The sequence below is a fragment of the Paenibacillus sp. JT31N17 genome, assembly GCF_056269255.1.
Genome location: NZ_JBWDNP010000003.1, coordinates 796,964 through 813,163, shown reverse-complemented (window position 1 = coordinate 813,163; position 16,200 = coordinate 796,964). Strand labels below are relative to the sequence as shown.

The window sequence follows — 16,200 nt, the reverse complement described above, 5'->3', positions numbered from 1 at the left end:
CCATGCGGAGCATGCAATGCTTCCATGTAGCTTGGTGGACTTCGTACAGCTCCTCCCTAAATCCCTCCATAGGAGGGACCCCAAAGGGCCGCCGGCCCTCTGGACACCCGGAATTTGAATAACGTTGGTGTTGCAGAGAAACGCTTGGTTGATGCTCCCTGCATGGATCGTTTTCGTCCCTTTGGGACACACTTCCACGCGGAGCTCCCAAGCCGCTTGGTGGACTTCGTACAGCTCCTCCCTAAATCCCTCCATAGGAGGGACCCCAAAGGGCCGCCGGCCCTCTGGACACCCGGTATTTGAATAACGTTGGTGTTGCAGAGATACGCTTTATTGATGCTCCCTGCATGGATCGTTTTTCGTCCCTCTCGGGACACACTTCCATGCGGAGCATGCAATGCTTCCATGTAGCTTGGTGGACTTCGTACAGCTCCTCCCTAAATCCCTCCATAGGAGGGACCCCAAAGGGCCGCCGGCCCTCTGGACACCCGGTATTTGAATAACGTTGGTGTTGCAGAGAAACGCTTGGTTGATGCTCCCTGCATGGATCGTTTTCGTCCCTTTGGGACACACTTCCACTCGGAGCTCCCAAGCCGCCTGGTGGACTTCGTCCCTTACTAACGTAGGAGGGACTGTGATGTTCAGGAGCGGCTTCCCTGCCTGGATCGTTTTCGTCCCTCTCGGGACACACTTCCATGCGGAGCATCCAACACTCCGTCCCCTAATAATATAGGAGTTACAGACAATGCTTGGGGTGGCTTTCTCATCCCTTTTGAATTACTGCGGTACACCCGCAATTCTTAATGTTTTTGCTGCTGCCAGGAATATCGAAAAGAATAAGTCATAATCTTTTTTATAGATGATCGAATCATCGGCATCTTATATAGATATGCCGACCCGCAGAAAAAAAACAGGAACCCTTCCTCCGGATCGAGGTGGATTCCTGTTTTTTTAGTGCATCTATGCGGCCGACGGGTTCGTTCGGGCATTTTTTGAAGAATTGGGTTAGCGGGCCAGGAAGGCAGCGACTTCGGCCAGCCGCGAGGCAAAGCCCCATTCGTTGTCGTACCAGGTGGCAATGGATAGAATCTCTCCCTGAACCTGCGTCAGCGGAAGATCAATAATGGAGGAATGCGAGTCTCCTACAATTCGGGAAGAAGCCCATTCGCCCTCCAAAACATCGATAACTCCCTTCAATACACCCTCTGAAGCAGCGCTTCTGAAGATATCGTTAATTTGCTCAACGGTACAGGACTTCTCCGCCACAAGATTCAATTCGGCAATGCTTCCGGTACGGGTCGGCACCCGGTAGGCCTTGCCCGTAATTTGCAGATCGGGCCAGATAAATTTCAGAGCTTTCGCCGCTCCTGAGGAGGAAGGAATGATGTTTTCCGCTGCTGCCCAGGAATCCCGGCGGTCCTTCATAGGCTGATCCGTCAGCGATTGGGTGTTCGTATAGGAATGGACCGTTGAAAAAAGTCCATATTTAATGCCGAAATTTTCTTTAATGATTTTGACAACAGGCGCCAATGCATTTGTCGTGCAGCTCGCCATGCTGATGATTTTATGTTTTTCCGGATCAAATGTATCCAGATTGATGCCCTTAAGCAGAACAGCATCGCAATCGTCAAGACTTTTGCTTGGCCCGCTTACGAGCACCCGCTTGGCCCCCCTGTCCAGATGAATCTGGGCAACAGCACGGGTAACGGCGCGGCCGGAACAGTCGATAACAAGATCCACATCCATGGCCTTCCAATCCGGCACTTCCTTGGATGAGTTGATGAACTGGATCTCTCTTCCGCCGATAACCAGCTGACCTTCACTTCCGGAAACGGACTCGTGCCAACGTTTGTAGTTGGTATCGACCTCGAATAACGCTGCGAGTGTCCCTTCGTCCTTGATATCGGAAACCGATACCGGAACAAATAGTTCTTCCTTCAGCGCCACCCTTAATAATTGTCTGCCTATCCGGCCAAATCCAAATACCGCAATTTTACCCATGTTACTTCCTCCCTGTATTCAATATGGTTTGCAGCTCCTACCCTAAAACCTGGGAATTCGTTTAGCTTGTCTTCAAATTCCCTCTCTCGCTAAATAACCAGCAATCTAGTTATACCGCATAATTTATTTCCTTGTCAACGCACAAAACCAATAGTTATTATGGATATTAGGAAATATAGATGTATAATATAAATAGTTAACTAGGTATTTGGGGGTTATATAGAATGGAAAACAAGATATGCCTACAGGTCGATCACCGCTTGACGTTCAGTGTGAATACGCAAATCAAGGAACAGCTCAAATGGCTGATCGGCACCGGGCAAATAGAAACGGGAGATATGCTGCCTGCCGCCAGCCAGTTGGCTGCCACACTGGGTCTTAATCGGAATACGGTCAATTGGGTCTATACCCAGCTGCGTGACGAAGGTCTTGTCTCCATGCAAAAAGGCAAGGGGACGCAGGTGCTGGGCAATGCGGAAACGGAGCAGCTGCGAAAGGAGCGCTCGCCGATGCGGCAGCTGCTCGAGCGCGCGATCAAGGAAGCGCAGGCTGACGGCATCAATCTGCACGATTTGTTCGTAGCCGGGCTTGCCTACAGCCTGCTGCAGAACGAACAGCCATCGGCTGCGCGGATCCTGTTTGTGGAATGCAAGGGACATGCTTACACCTTCTACCGGAGAGAAATCGAGAAAGCTACCGGCCGCGAAGTCCAAATGGTTTTCCTGGAGGATTTGTTGTCCGGGGGATTAAGCGCAATCGGAGAGGCCGGGCAAGCCGATATCATTGTTACAACCCTTAACCAGGCGGAGGAGGTCAAAGCCGTACTTGCGCCTTTTGATAAGAAAGTGCATGTGATCGGCGCCACAGCCGAACCTTCCGTCCTCCTGGAAATTGCCAGGCTGCAGCCGGATATGGAGGTATCATTTGTCTGTCTTGGTAAAAAGGGCGGAGAATGGATGGCGCGGCGCGTTAACGATGCCGGCATTACCAGAATCAAGTCTGCAGCATTCGGTCTCCTGGACAGTGAGCATCTGTCGGAGGCGCTGGACCGGTCGGCCAAAATTTACGCTTCCGAGGCCGTATTTCCGGAATTGATGAAAATGGCGCCGGACAAGGTCGAGCTCTTTCCCATGCGCCTGGAGCAAAGCAGCGTAAATCTGCTGCGGGAACTCGTTGGGACTGATCATACGAAGCATGCAGCAGGCATTAATCCTTAACATTTCAAGATTAGCAGAAAAAGCTTCGCTCCCATTCGGGGGCGAAGCTTTGTTTGCGCAGCCTGGCTGCGTCTATTTGAACCCATCCTGGTAGAGGCTTCAACAGCTCTTAGCCGCCGGAGTCTCTGTCCCTTACATGCATCAGCAGGACAAATAAATTTCCGGCAATTCTAGCCTGCCATCTTTTCTTTCAATCTTAAGGCGATGAGGCGGGCGCCAGCATTTTGCCAGTTGTATAAGGTTCGCTCGGGCACGTAAGCCCGGAACCACTCCAGAGCTTCGAGCGATGTGGCGTCCAGGAGCTCTTCGGAGAATTTGCGGTTATATGGCTTCAGTCCCGCAAGGTAAGGAAAATATAACGCATTGTAGTACCTCCACTCATCCGTAGTGCCGAACGGCTCATTCTGGCGGGGCTTCAGCTGCTCTATCGATTCGGTCAATACGGCCTTCAATTCTATGGCGCGTTCAATGACCTCTCCCTGTCCGTTTTGGCTCTGCATCCGCTGATCAATCAGCTTAAGCCGCGTCAAAGGATTGGATGCCAGACGCTCCAGATCGCCGAAGCTTTTCAGGGCGCTGCGGGTAAAGCGGAACAATGCCTCATCGTCCAGCTGCTCCGGAACCGCTTCTTCGTCCACACGGGGCGCAGCGCGGTCCACCATCCGCAGTTCGGCACTCTCTTCGCGGAGAGCGGGAAATGTCGCATATGCCACATTATCGAGCAGGGTGCGCAGCTGGTGCGAGAACACCTGCAGCCCTACCGACAGTGCGATAACCCCCGATAATAACCCCAGCAGCGTGATGTCGCTGCCTGTACCCCATATAATCGCCAACACAATCATACCGGAGAAGAGCAGCGCGTAGAAGGCGGAATAGTCGAGCGAACGGAAGAAATCAGGCAGCCAGGCCTCGCCCTGCCGCTTGATTTCGATTGAAACCGCTGCGGCTCCAAGCAGCAATAGCGCCACTCCATTTCCCAGCCAAGGGCCGCTATTGGTCATGTCAGCGTCAACGAGTCCGTTATACACACCAGCGAATAAATAGAGCAGAAGCAGCAGTCCGGCCAAACCCTTTGCGGCGGCGAGCTGTTTTCTCAGATAAGCCGAAATCATAAAAACAATAGACAAAAGAAGCAGTATGAGAGTGACCACAGCCGAAATATGATGGATTGCTGAAAGAATGGTTTTGGTTATTCCTCCCGTGGAAAACCGCATTAAAATAGATGAATTCAAGGAGACCGCGAAGGCAGCAAGAGCAGCGCCGGTGACAGACAGGCGCGGCTGGCCCGGTATTCGATTGAGCATATATAAGCCTAGCCAGAAAATAATCCCGAAACAGAAAAATTGATAAATCAGCAGTCCGTTTGACATCATAACACCCGTCCTTAAGCGTCAGGTTCAATGGGCGCTTGCCCATCCATTAGAGTTTACAGGGTTTCGCGGCAGAAAAAAAGAAGGAACGGGCGAAACAGTTTCCATTTTATTCAACTTGAATTCATCCGGATGCAACAGCAAAAAGACCACAATCCCGGGTTGGGGAGTGGCCCTTCCGTATCTTATTACAGCAATGCCTACTTCCGGACAACCTGTACTTTATCGACAAGCGAAATCAGCTTGCGCTCCCGCAATACCTGCTCCATCGTTTGCTCGGCCTCCACCATGACACCCTGGATCAGGCACTCTTCGCTGTTATGCTCCAATCCGCAATGGAACAATGAAGCCGTTCCTTCTATGGCATGGATCACGTCCAGGAAGGAAATGTCCTCTTTCCTCCGGATCAGCTTGTAGCCCCCGCCTGCCCCGGAAGCCGATTCAATCATGCCCGCTTTGACGAGCTTGGTCAATATTTTGGAAAGATAGGTTTGCGATACCTGCTGAATCTCGGCCAGCTGCTGAACGCCAACCGGATTCTCGGCAGGAGATGCGACCAGATGAAGCATAGTGTGCAGTGCATAATTCGTTGCTTTGGAATATTTCATATCACCGGGCTCCAATGCTAGATTTGATGGATTTATATTAACCTTGTTGATTGTTCAAGTCAATGAAACGTCCCAGTCCTTCCATTCTTTGGATAAGAGGAATAATCGGAGATTTCATGATAAAATAAGAGTTATCTATGGTCTGTACTGGAGGTTTTGCCTGTGAGTTTGCCCTCATGCCTGGTTGTTGAACGCGGTTACCCCTATGAATGCGGAACAATTCTGCCCTGCCATCCCTCTCATACGATCCTCGGAAGAAAAGGAGAGCAGTGGGAGCCTGACATGGCTTTCGAGAATGCCTTTGTTTCCCGGAAGCAAGCCTCGATCTATACCGAGCATAATCAAACCTTTATCATGGATCTGGACAGCAAGCACGGAACCGATTTGAACGGGAACGCGCTGATCCCGTTTCAGCCTGTGCCGCTAGAGCCGTCCGACAATATCTCCTTTGCCAAAGGCATGGTCGTTCTCACGTTCTCCCCGGTAAATTTGGAGGAGACGCTGGACTTTACACTTCTAAGCTCGGAGAACCGCAGTCTGCGCAGCGATTTCATGTTTGATCCCATCAGACAGACGATCCGGCTGCATGATCAGGATTATCGTTTTTCGGAAAAAGAATATAATTGTCTGGAGCTGCTTGTCCGCAAAGAGCATCAATTCGTCGGCAAGGACGAGATTATCCGCTGCGTCTGGCCCGAGCGCATGACCGGTGACACCGCGTCGCAAGTGTCGCCGGAAGAATTGAATTCGCTGCTCTACCGCATCCGCAAAAAAAGCAACGACACCTTTGCAATTGAAAGTATAAGGGGAAAAGGATATATCCTCCATGTTGTTCCGCCGCAGCAAATGCCCGTCGTTCCACCCCGCCTTCAAACAAAATAAGGAGCTGCGAATCGATCGCAGCCCCTCGCGGCCTACCCGTTATTCTGGAGCTGGAGCGTTTTTAAGAAAATATGCTTCACCTTCGGAGTCGTGTAGCCGCTCCCCCCGCGTTCCTTCACATCTTCGATCATCATCGCCAGCAGCAAATTCGGATTATCGGCATTAAAACCGGCAAACCAACCGTTCTCGCTGCCCTCTCCGCCTTTGCTCTGCTTCAATTCTGCCGTTCCCGTCTTGCCCGCGATGGAAGCCCCGGGGATATAGGCGCCGTGGCCGGCACCACCCGCGGTGCTCACTGCTTTGACCAGATCGCTTTTCAGAAGCGCTGCCGTTTCAGGCGCCATGACGTGTTCCTTCCAGTATTTGGCACTGTCTGCCCGGTCATCCTCCGACAATAACGGGTAGACCATATTCCCGTCATTGACGAGAGCGGAGAACATCAGCGCCACCTGCAGGGAGGTCATCGTCAGCTCCCCCTGTCCATATCCTGTATCCGCCAGTTGAATGTCATTTTGAATGCCGTCGTTGGCCAGCTGCGATTTCTTCAGAGGATAGGGAACCGGAATGGCTTCGCCCACACCGTATTTGGCCGTCTCCTCCGTAAAGGCGTCACGGCCGATGCCGAGCGCCGTCTGGGCAAAATAAATATTATCCGAATATACCAGGGCGTCCTGAAGATTGACCGGGTTCACATCATGCACCCGTTTCACATAATAATTCCCCCACGAGGGATCGGCGCTCCAGGTCAGACCGGAAATATTCTTCTTCTCCGCCGGATCAAGCTTCTTGGTATCCAGACCAATGGCGGCCGTTATCACTTTAAAGGCCGAACCCGGCGCGTAGCCCTGCGCGAAGCGGTTCAGAAAAGGTTTATCCGGATCATCATTCCACTGCTGGTACTGCTTGCCCAGAATTCCCCGCTGGAAAGCGTTGGGATCATAGGACGGACTGCTCACAAGCGCCAGCACGTCTCCGGACTGCGGATCGATCGCCGCTGCAGAGCCCGTATCGGATTTGAGCTCATCATAGATCGTCTGCTGCAGCTCTCCGTCTATGGTCAGGCGGATCGTCTCGCCGGCTGCGGCTTCACTCTGTGCGAGAACGGCTTTTTCCTTGCCCGCTTCATTGGCGATAATAATCCGCTTGCCGTCCTTCCCCCTAAGCCGCTTCTCGAATACCTGCTCCAATCCCGACTTTCCGATGAGGTCGCCCGTTTTATAGCCTTGGTCCTTATTCTGCTCCAGCTGCTCGGCGCTGATCTCGGCAATATAGCCAGTCAGATGGGCGGCGGCGGCTCCATACGGATAGGCGCGCACCGTTTTCTTCTGATAATCCACCCCGGGGATGTCCAGATACGGCTGCAGCGATTCTTGCGGAACAACGGCAATCGGGACGAAAAGATTATCCTTGACCCAGGCTGCGCTGAGCTTCTTGTTTATATCGTCCACCGTTATATCAAGCTTCTCTGCCAGCCTGGCTTTGGCCTCTTCGGGCTTGTCGCCTAATTTCCCGGGTACGATGCCGATTTGCGGAAGCTCGGCATTGACAGCCAGTCCATTCTCGGACCGGTCATAAAGCTCGCCGCGCTGACCTTCCGAGGTCAGCACACGAACTTTATCGCCCTCCGCCATTTGCGGAAAAATAAGCGACGGTTCCCACGCGATGAGCCACTTCGTTTCTTTATCGATGACGGACTTGAGCAGCTTTGCAGCGTGGCTGAATGTCACGGGACCTGCTGCCGTTTCCATTTTGACATTATACGTGTAGCTGATCTCCGCAACTTCTTCGCCTGGTTTGTCCTCCTCAGGAGGAACCGTGCCCGTAACCGACAGCTGACTGGCGGAAATGCCCTCATATATCTTGCTGTAGCGCTCGGCGAAATCCGTCTCTGTGATGGCGGTTTTGGCTGCCGGCGTCAATTTCGTATACATGCCAGTAAAATTCTGCTGCTGCCAGTCCGTCAAGTAAGCCTGAAACACATCCGAAGGCTTCTCCGTTTCTTCCTTGTCGCAGCCCGTGAGAAGCGCGAAGAGTACAACCAGCGCACCTGTCAAATAAAGCAACCCTTTTTTCAAGCTTCTCTCTTCCTCTCTCTATTATGTCTAAATAACCCATCCTCTCTAATCATAGCCTGCTGCGGGAAATCCGTACAATAGAGAAAGCATCATAATTTCGTGATAATGGCAGACAAATGTGAAAAAAACAAAAAACAGACGGTGAATCCGCCTGTTTTCCTCATGAAATAGAAGCAAAGTATAGCTATTTTCGACCTTTCTTATTTGTTGGAGCAATCGCTTCCTCTGCTAGCGCAGCAGCGCCGGATCAATTTCCGGAACCAGTCCTTCCTTTGCCGCTCTGCCGAGCAGAGCCGTAACGGCCGCATATCCATCCTCGCCAAGATTGGCCGTAAATTCATTCACATACAAGTCGATATGCGCCTGGGCAACCTCGGGAGACATCTCCTGCGCATGCTCAAGCACATAACCCTGTGAAGCATCGGGATGCGCCCAGGCATATTCGACAGAGGCGCGAATCCAGCCGGCGATGGCATTCAGATCCATGGAACGCCGGGCAATGATAGCGCCGAGCGGGATCGGCAGCCCCGTATCCGCTTCCCACCAGCTTCCAAGATCGGTTTGCAGAGTGAGGCCGTAGGAGGGATACGTAAAGCGGGCTTCGTGTATGACCAGACCGGCATCGATCAAGCCATCCCGCACAGCGGGCATAATTTCATGGAAAGGCATGACGACAATCTCGCCGACGCCCCCAGGAATATTCTGGGCTGCCCATAGGCGGAACAGGAGATAGGCCGTTGATCGCTCGCTGGGCACAGCTACGCGCTTGCCGCTCAGCGATGCCGGATCACTCGCGCTGCCATTACCGCCAGCGGTAAGAACCAGCGGCCCGCAGCCTCTGCCGAGCGCTCCCCCGCAGGGCAGCAGCGCATAGTCGGACAGCAGCCACGGCAGAGCTGCATAGGATACCTTCATGACCTCGGGCCCGCTGACCTTGGCAGCAAGATTATTGGTTATGTCAATATCCGCATAGGTTACATTCAACTCAGGCGCGTCCGGCAGGAGGCCGTGCTCCCATGCATGAAAAACAAAGGTATCATTGGGACATGGTGAAAAAGCAATATTCATTGTAACACCTCCGTTAAAATTGAGCTTGCAGCTTCCAGCGCTTTGAGCGCGTCCCCGATCCGCCAGGCGTCACGGTCGCGGGGGCCGACAATATTGGAGATCGCCCGGATTTCCAGCACCGGCACGCCACGCTGATATGCGGCAGCTGCAATGCCATAGCCTTCCATGGCCTCAGCTGCGGCACCGGGTACACGCTCGGCCAGCAAAGCGGCTGTCTCCGCTGTCCCGGTAACGGTGGATAAGGTCAGCACCGGACCGGTCTGAACGCTGACACCCGCCGCGCGGATTGCTTCCGTCAAGGCAGCCAGATGGCCGGAATTCACCTGAAACCGCGAGCTGCCGAAGCCAAGCTCGTCCACGCTGAGGAAGCCATCCGGCGTCTCGGCCCCCAGGTCGGCAGCGATAATCTCGCTGGCCATGACAATCGTGCCGATCTCCGCCTTATCCTTGAAGCCTCCGGCAATGCCTGCGCAAATAATCAAATCATAACGGGATAATGCCAGGGCGCCTGCCGTGCTGGCTGCCGCAGCGGCCACGCCGACTCCGCCAACGAGAACTTCGAACCGTTCTGCTCCTGTACCGCCGAGCCCCCGCAGTACGGCATCTCTCTCCGCGTTCACAGACGTTACAATAAGCACGCGCAAGCCTTGGCTTGTCTGTGCGGGCGGTTTCTGACTGTTTTCCATATCCGGTTTCTCTGTCATCGTCTAAATCCCTCCATTAGGAATTTTACACGATTTCCGATGCCTATACCAACAAAAGACGCTGTCAATCCCATGCAGCGTTGCCGCAGATCAGCCGACTGCCAAGCCGCCAAGCGCGATAGAATCACCCACAGCAGGCGTAAAAAGCCTGTGTCAGCTCCGCGGCGCCCATAAAATGACCGAAACGCCAACGAGGCAAATAAGCGCTCCGACCCAATCATACAGATCGGGCGTTTTCTTATCGACTGCCCATCCCCAAAGCACCGCCAGCACCACAAATACGCCGCCATATGCGGCATATACGCGGCCAAAGCTGGGGAACTGCTGCAATGTCGGGATAATGCCGTATACGAGGAGAATCAATCCCCCGACAATGCCAAACCATAGAGGCCTGGATTCACGCAGCCACAGCCATACGAGGTACCCGCCTCCTATTTCGGCCAGACCCGCCAGAACGAATAAACCGATAGCCATGCCGATCGCTCCCCTTTCTTTAGCAACTATTAAGAAGAGACAGCCCGGGCGAGTATGTTTCTTCCCTCATACTTTATAGAAATGTATAGGCGTGGACCTTATATTTTCTACAACGTAGAAAAAACACAGATCAGCCAATTACAAATCAGGTTTCTTCCGTCCCCGTATGCATCTTCATAATCGACTAACCTACCAACAATCCTAATGCGCGCATCCTTGTTTGACAAGCTGTTATTCACGAGTCCGGAGCAAGCTGCAAGAGAACCGTCAGCAGGAGTGCAGAGGCACATAAATAGCCGGCCTTCCTCTCCTTGGAGCGGAACACCGGCTTCAGCTTGCTATTTCATGAAGAGATCAATCATTACTTCATCATATGATTGCGCCATCCGCCGGAAGCTGTGATGTCTTCCGCGCCGGACAAGGCATATCCTTCGCATACAAAGCCGGGAACCTCCGTCCCGTCCTCCAGCTCGACCTTGCCGATCCCAAGGGGTGCGGGAATGGACGCCGCGAAGGAGCCGAATGCGGCAAGCGGCATCTCCCAGACCTCCAGTAGAACGGCAGAACCGCCGTCATTCACCTTGATCATGCCCGGTTTGGCAGGCGCCGTCGGCAGCTTGACCAGCTTATATTTCGCTGCGCTTGCCGCCTCGCGTACGAATCGCGCACCGCATGCCCGCATCTGCTTCTCCAGCGGAAACCCGCGCATATGCAGTCCGCAAACCGCCACCAGCGTTGCTGCTTCCTCCAAGGCAGCGGCAGCTTCCGGAGCTGCGGAATGATCAACTGCAGCATGCCCGGCGGCCGCCTTAACGAACCACTCTGCAGCTTCGCAAATCATCCCCTCTTCCCCCGAGAGGCCAAAGAACGTAATGCCGAAGGGAAGCCCGGCGGCCGCGTCACTTGAAGGAACTGCCACTGCCGACAAATCCAGCAAATTGCAGTGATTCGTATAACGTCCCATATCGCTGTTGGTGCTGACGGGATTTTCTCTGACCTGATCGCGCGTCCAGGTTCCGCCGCATGTCGGCATTACGAGAACGGCGTCCTTCAGCAGCCCGCCGGCTGCAAGCTTCAGGCGCTGCAGCTTGTGCATAGCCTGGAATACGGATGCCGCCGTGAAGCGGGGCGCTGCTCCGGTACGCAGTACCTGAGCGGTTACCGGAAATATGGCGTCCGGATATTCTTCGACGAACCCGCCCAGGCTCGCCCAGCGCTCCGCCACCAAAGGGCCGCCATACAGGATTTCGGCAGCTTCCGCGAACAGGTCCGTGTCTATATATTCAACAGGAATCTTAAGCTTCTCCACCGTCCTGACGGAAGCTTCCCAGGCCTGCCTGTAATCCTCCGCATAAGGTCCGAAGAATTCGAGCGGACCGCGCGGCAGGTAAATGAGGGCTGGCTTGCGGGCCTTGGGATGAGGCACGCTTCTGGACCACGGGTCTGTGAGATCCACGCCGCGCGCAATGGAATCGACGGATAATGCATCGGCCAGACTATGTGTGAACACCGTGATGCAATCCAGGCTTGCGCAGGCGGGCACAAGGCCCTTGGCCGGCCATGCGCCGAGGCTTGGTTTGAAGCCGACCAGGCGGTTGAGCGCTGCCGGCACCCGCCCCGAGCCTGCGGTATCGGTACCGAGGGCGAATGCCGCTTGCCCGCAGGCAACAGCCACGGCGGAACCTGAGCTGGAGCCGCCGCTGATCAGCTCTTCCCGCAGGGAATTACGGGTTTCGCCGTATGGGCTTCTGGTTCCGACGAGTCCCGTCGCGAACTGGTCCAGATTCGTTTTGCCCAGCGGAATGGCGCCCGCAGCCGTAAGCCGCGCAACGACCGCCGCGCTGTCATCCGGCGTATAGGCATATTCCACGCAGCCTGCCGTAGTCGGTATGCCGGCCAGGTCAATATTATCCTTGATGGCAAAAGGGATGCCCCACAGCGGCGAGCTGGCCGGATCAAGCGAATCCAATTTCGCCAGATAAGGCTCTATCTGCTCAATCGCCGGAGGAGTGATCCAGATATTCATTTCTTTGTCCCTGTCTGCACGCTTTAGAATTTCTGCGATTACCTGCCTTGGCGTCGCTTCCTTGCTGGCATACATCCGCCGCAGCCCGCTTATCGTGAGCTCCCGGGGAAGCTGAAAGGGTTTCATACTGCAGTCACCACGCTTTCGCTTTCATTGGTAATCCCTACAATCAGCTGTCCTGTAAACACTTCATCGCCCGGCTTCACCAATACGGCAGCGACAATGCCGTCGCATGGCGCCAGCTGGGAGAATTCCATCTTCATGCTTTCTTCGATGATCAGCACATCGCCTTTCCGGACTGCCTGACCGGGAGTGACAAGCACCTTCCACACGCTGCCAGGCATGGAACAGCGAACAGCCGTAGTGCCCGGCGGAAGTTCGTCCTCCGGCTCATTCTTCCCTGGCGATTCATGCTCCGAGATATATTCGGATAGCCCAAGCTCTCTCCAGCTTTCCCGTTCCGCATGAAAAGCCGTCTGCTGCTGCTTGCGGAAAGTATCCGTGCTCTCGCTGATGGAGTCCAGAAATTGCAAATATTCGTTCAGGTCAAAGGTCGTCTCCGTGATATCGGCTTCGAACCTGCCGCGGGAGAAATCCTCCCGCAGTTGAAGCAGCTCCTCCGCCTCTACCGGATAGAACTGGATCTGATCAAAAAATCGCAGCAGCCAGGGCTTCCCGGGCTGAAAGCTCGCGTTCTGCCGGTTCAAATTCCACATCTGGATCGTGCGGCCGACAAATTGATAGCCGCCAGGCCCTTCCATGCCGTAGACGCACATATAGGCTCCGCCGATACCGACAGCGTTCTCCGGCGTCCATGTGCGGGCCGGATTATATTTGGTCGTAACCAGACGGTGGCGGGGGTCCACAGGCGTCGCCACAGGCGCGCCCAGATAAACATCACCCAGACCCAGCACCAGATAGTTCGCGTCGAAGACGACTCTCTTCACTTCATCGATGGATGCAAGGCCATTCACACGCCTGATAAATTCCAGGTTGCTTGGACACCAGGGAGCGTCCGGCCTGACATTTTGCTGGTAGCGTTCAATGGCCAGCCGGGTCGCCGGATCATCCCAGGAAAGCGGGAGTCTGACGATCCGGGAAGGAACGCGAATGGAAGCAAGCGGCGGCAGCTGGCTGTCCAGCTCCAGAATGATCCGGCAGGCTTCCTGAACCGTTATCCGCTTGGAATCGATATGAACCTGCAGAGAGCGGATGCCCGGCGTCAGATCCAGCACCGGAATATCATCCCGTTCCTGGATCGCCTCCATCAGGGCATGCGCCTGAAACCTCAGCAGCAGATCCAGCTCCATGCTGCCGTACTCCACCAGCACATTCTCATCGCCGCTGCAGCGTATCGTGATCGGAAAGCGGCGGCCCCCCTTCTCCTGCACCAGCAGCGGATAGTCCGCAGACAGCTCCTCAACCTGGAGCGGAAGCTCTGCCGGGACAAGCTTCTCCCGGCTGCCGCTGCCGATAAACCCGAGATTCAGGTCCTGCAGCCTCCGCAGCTCATCAGCCTGCTCCAGCGTAAGCAGCCGGAAGCGGACCCTGTCGCCCGGATGAAGCTGGCCAATCTTCCAGAACTCGGCCGAAGCCGTCGTCACCGGGCAGACGAAGCCCCCAAGACTGGGACCATCCGGCCCCAGCAGAATCGGCATATCACCGGTTAGATCCAGAGTTCCGACGGCATAGGCATTATCATGAATATTGGATGGATGCAGCCCTGCTTCACCGCCGTCCTCCCTTGCCCACAATGGCGCAGGTCCGCTCAGACGGACGCCGGTCCTCGAGCTGTTGAAATGCACCTCGTAGCTTGTCGCGGCAAGCTCCTGCAAATAATCGGGCTGCAAATACTCTTCCGTACAATGCGGGCCGGGAATAACCCCGATCGTCCACTCCCTCGTCATTTGCGGGCGGTGGCTCTCTGCCAGCTCGACCCGGTTGACAGGGGCATCCGCTGTCTGCCTGACTGCCAGCACATCGCCGGTGCGCAGCGCCCTGCCGCCATGGCCGCCGAAACCGCCAAGCGTGAAGGTGGAAGAGCTGCCAAGGATGCGGGGCATATCGAAGCCGCCTGAGACAAGCAAGTACCCGCGCATGCCAACGGCTGCTTCACCGAAGCTGAGCACCTGGCCCCGCTCGGCATATACCGGTCGGTACAAAGGAAGAGGCTCTTCATCAAGATGCGCATCCATGTCGGCGCCGGTCACACAAAACCACATGCCGCCGCGGAAACGGTACGATCCTCCGCGCAGCGTCAGCTCAAGGCCGGATGCGTCGTCCGGATTGCCAAGCAGCTTGTTGCCGGTCCGGAAAGCCAGCGGGTCCATAGGACCGCATGGCGGCACGCCCACATCCCAGTGCCCGACCCTGCCCGGCCAGTCCTGAACGGTCGTCTGTATGCCGCCATCCAGAACCTCAACCGCGCGCTCGGACGGCTGGAAGCCATTTAACAATCGGGTATATACATGGCCATCCCGCACTTCCTCTTCTTTCAGCAGCTCCTGCACATAAAACAAATTAGTCGTTATGCCGTAAATCCGGGTCTCATCCAGCGCACGGATCAGGTTGTCAATCGCTTCCTCCCTGTCTCTTCCAGTAACGATGATCTTGGCGAGCATGGGATCATAAAGGGTCGTAACCGTCATACCGTCCCGGAGCCAGGTTTCGATGCGGGCATTCTCCGTGAACACGGCCTTATCCAGCTTGCCGGCGCTCGGACGAAAATCCTGCAAGCAATCCTCGGCGTAAATACGCGCCTGAATGCTGTGTCCCACCGGCCCCCGGACCAGCGAATGGATTTCCTTCAGCTCATCCGCCGCTTCCCGGACCATCCATTCCACCAGATCGATGCCCAGCACCTCCTCGGTAACGCCGTGCTCGACCTGCAGACGGGTATTCACCTCCAAAAAATAGAAGGCAAGAGATTCCGGATCATAAAGATATTCCACTGTGCCTGCGCTGCGGTATCCGGTCTCGGCCGCCAGACGCTTCGCCGAAGCGAACATTTCCTCACGCACATGCTCCGGCAGATGAGGTGCGGGGCTTTCCTCGATGACCTTCTGATTTCTGCGCTGGATAGAACAGTCACGCTCACCGAGCGCTGCTACCTCGCCAAAGCGGTTGCCGAAGATTTGCACCTCCACATGACGTGCCCGGGCTATATATTTCTCCAGAAAAATACCGCCGTTCTTGAAATTCGTCTCGGCCAGATGGCGCACGCCGTCATAAGCGGAGCGCAGCGCATTCTCATCCGCACAAACGCGCATCCCGATGCCGCCCCCGCCTGCGGTGCTTTTCAAAATAACGGGATACCCGATGCGGGACGCTTCCCGGACCGCTTCCTCCAGCTCCTGGATAAGCGGGGTTCCCGGCAGCAGAGGAACCTCGGAGCGCTCTGCCAGCTCCCGGGCGGAATGCTTCAGTCCGAACATCTCCATCTGCTCGGGGGTAGGACCGATAAACACAATCCCGCGCTCGCGGCAGGCGCGGGCGAATTCAGCGTTCTCACTGAGGAAACCATAACCGGGATGAATCGCCTCTGCGCCGGTTTCGACAGCGGTTTGCAGAATAAGCTCCGCATTCAGATAGCTCTCTTTGGCTGGCCCGCTTCCAATACAAACCGCTTCATCCGCGAATTCGACATGCAAGCTGTCCTGATCGGCTTGCGTATATACAGCAACGGAGCTAATTCCCATCCTGCGCAGCGTTCGTTCAATACGGACTGCGATGGCTCCCCGGTTGGCGATTAATATTTTCTTGAACATACTGTCCA

General features: G+C 55.0%; 11 protein-coding genes. 2 read left to right on the top strand and 9 right to left on the bottom strand.

Features of this window, described 5'->3' with window-relative positions:
* Positions 1 to 1,005: 1,005 nt before the first annotated feature.
* The gene (locus AC0YOB_RS15585; RefSeq protein WP_475793548.1) at positions 1,006 to 2,001 is read right to left on the bottom strand and encodes a type I glyceraldehyde-3-phosphate dehydrogenase; all 996 of its coding nucleotides are present in this window, start codon (positions 1,999 to 2,001) and stop codon (positions 1,006 to 1,008) included.
* Between the two features lie 224 nt (positions 2,002 to 2,225).
* Between AC0YOB_RS15585 and AC0YOB_RS15580 the strand changes: the two genes are divergently transcribed.
* Positions 2,226 to 3,218: a GntR family transcriptional regulator gene (locus AC0YOB_RS15580; protein ID WP_475793547.1), complete on the top strand. Its 993-nt coding sequence runs from the start codon at positions 2,226 to 2,228 to the stop codon at positions 3,216 to 3,218.
* A gap of 170 nt (positions 3,219 to 3,388) precedes the next feature.
* On the opposite strand, the gene AC0YOB_RS15575 is transcribed toward AC0YOB_RS15580, so the two are convergent.
* On the bottom strand, positions 3,389 to 4,591 hold the full coding sequence (locus tag AC0YOB_RS15575; RefSeq protein WP_475793546.1) for a hypothetical protein: 1,203 nt from the start codon (positions 4,589 to 4,591) through the stop codon (positions 3,389 to 3,391).
* Between the two features lie 197 nt (positions 4,592 to 4,788).
* A complete protein-coding gene (locus AC0YOB_RS15570) occupies positions 4,789 to 5,196 on the bottom strand; it encodes an Rrf2 family transcriptional regulator (protein WP_475793545.1) in 408 nt (135 codons plus the stop codon).
* Positions 5,197 to 5,358: 162 nt separating this feature from the next.
* On the opposite strand from AC0YOB_RS15570, the gene AC0YOB_RS15565 reads away from it, so the two are divergent.
* Positions 5,359 to 6,078 (top strand): FHA domain-containing protein, encoded by a 720-nt coding sequence (locus tag AC0YOB_RS15565; protein ID WP_475793544.1) that lies wholly within the window; start codon positions 5,359 to 5,361, stop codon positions 6,076 to 6,078.
* Positions 6,079 to 6,110: 32 nt separating this feature from the next.
* Here the strand turns inward: AC0YOB_RS15565 and AC0YOB_RS15560 are convergent, their stop codons facing one another.
* From AC0YOB_RS15560 to uca, 6 genes are all read right to left on the bottom strand, one after another.
* Positions 6,111 to 8,153 (bottom strand): penicillin-binding transpeptidase domain-containing protein, encoded by a 2,043-nt coding sequence (locus tag AC0YOB_RS15560; protein ID WP_475793543.1) that lies wholly within the window; start codon positions 8,151 to 8,153, stop codon positions 6,111 to 6,113.
* Between the two features lie 228 nt (positions 8,154 to 8,381).
* The gene (locus AC0YOB_RS15555) at positions 8,382 to 9,221 is read right to left on the bottom strand and encodes a 1,4-dihydroxy-6-naphthoate synthase (RefSeq protein WP_475793542.1); all 840 of its coding nucleotides are present in this window, start codon (positions 9,219 to 9,221) and stop codon (positions 8,382 to 8,384) included.
* Complete coding sequence (locus AC0YOB_RS15550) at positions 9,218 to 9,925, bottom strand: futalosine hydrolase (RefSeq protein ID WP_475793541.1); 708 nt, start codon at positions 9,923 to 9,925, stop codon at positions 9,218 to 9,220. The genes AC0YOB_RS15555 and AC0YOB_RS15550 overlap by 4 nt, the downstream gene beginning before the upstream one ends.
* Before the next feature lie 153 nt (positions 9,926 to 10,078).
* Entirely contained in the window at positions 10,079 to 10,405 is a 327-nt protein-coding gene (locus AC0YOB_RS15545) for a YnfA family protein (RefSeq protein WP_210040003.1), read from the bottom strand.
* A gap of 355 nt (positions 10,406 to 10,760) precedes the next feature.
* The gene (gene atzF, locus AC0YOB_RS15540; protein ID WP_475793540.1) at positions 10,761 to 12,551 is read right to left on the bottom strand and encodes an allophanate hydrolase; all 1,791 of its coding nucleotides are present in this window, start codon (positions 12,549 to 12,551) and stop codon (positions 10,761 to 10,763) included.
* The gene (uca, locus tag AC0YOB_RS15535) at positions 12,548 to 16,192 is read right to left on the bottom strand and encodes an urea carboxylase (protein ID WP_475793539.1); all 3,645 of its coding nucleotides are present in this window, start codon (positions 16,190 to 16,192) and stop codon (positions 12,548 to 12,550) included. The genes atzF and uca overlap by 4 nt, the downstream gene beginning before the upstream one ends.
* Positions 16,193 to 16,200 lie beyond the last annotated feature (8 nt).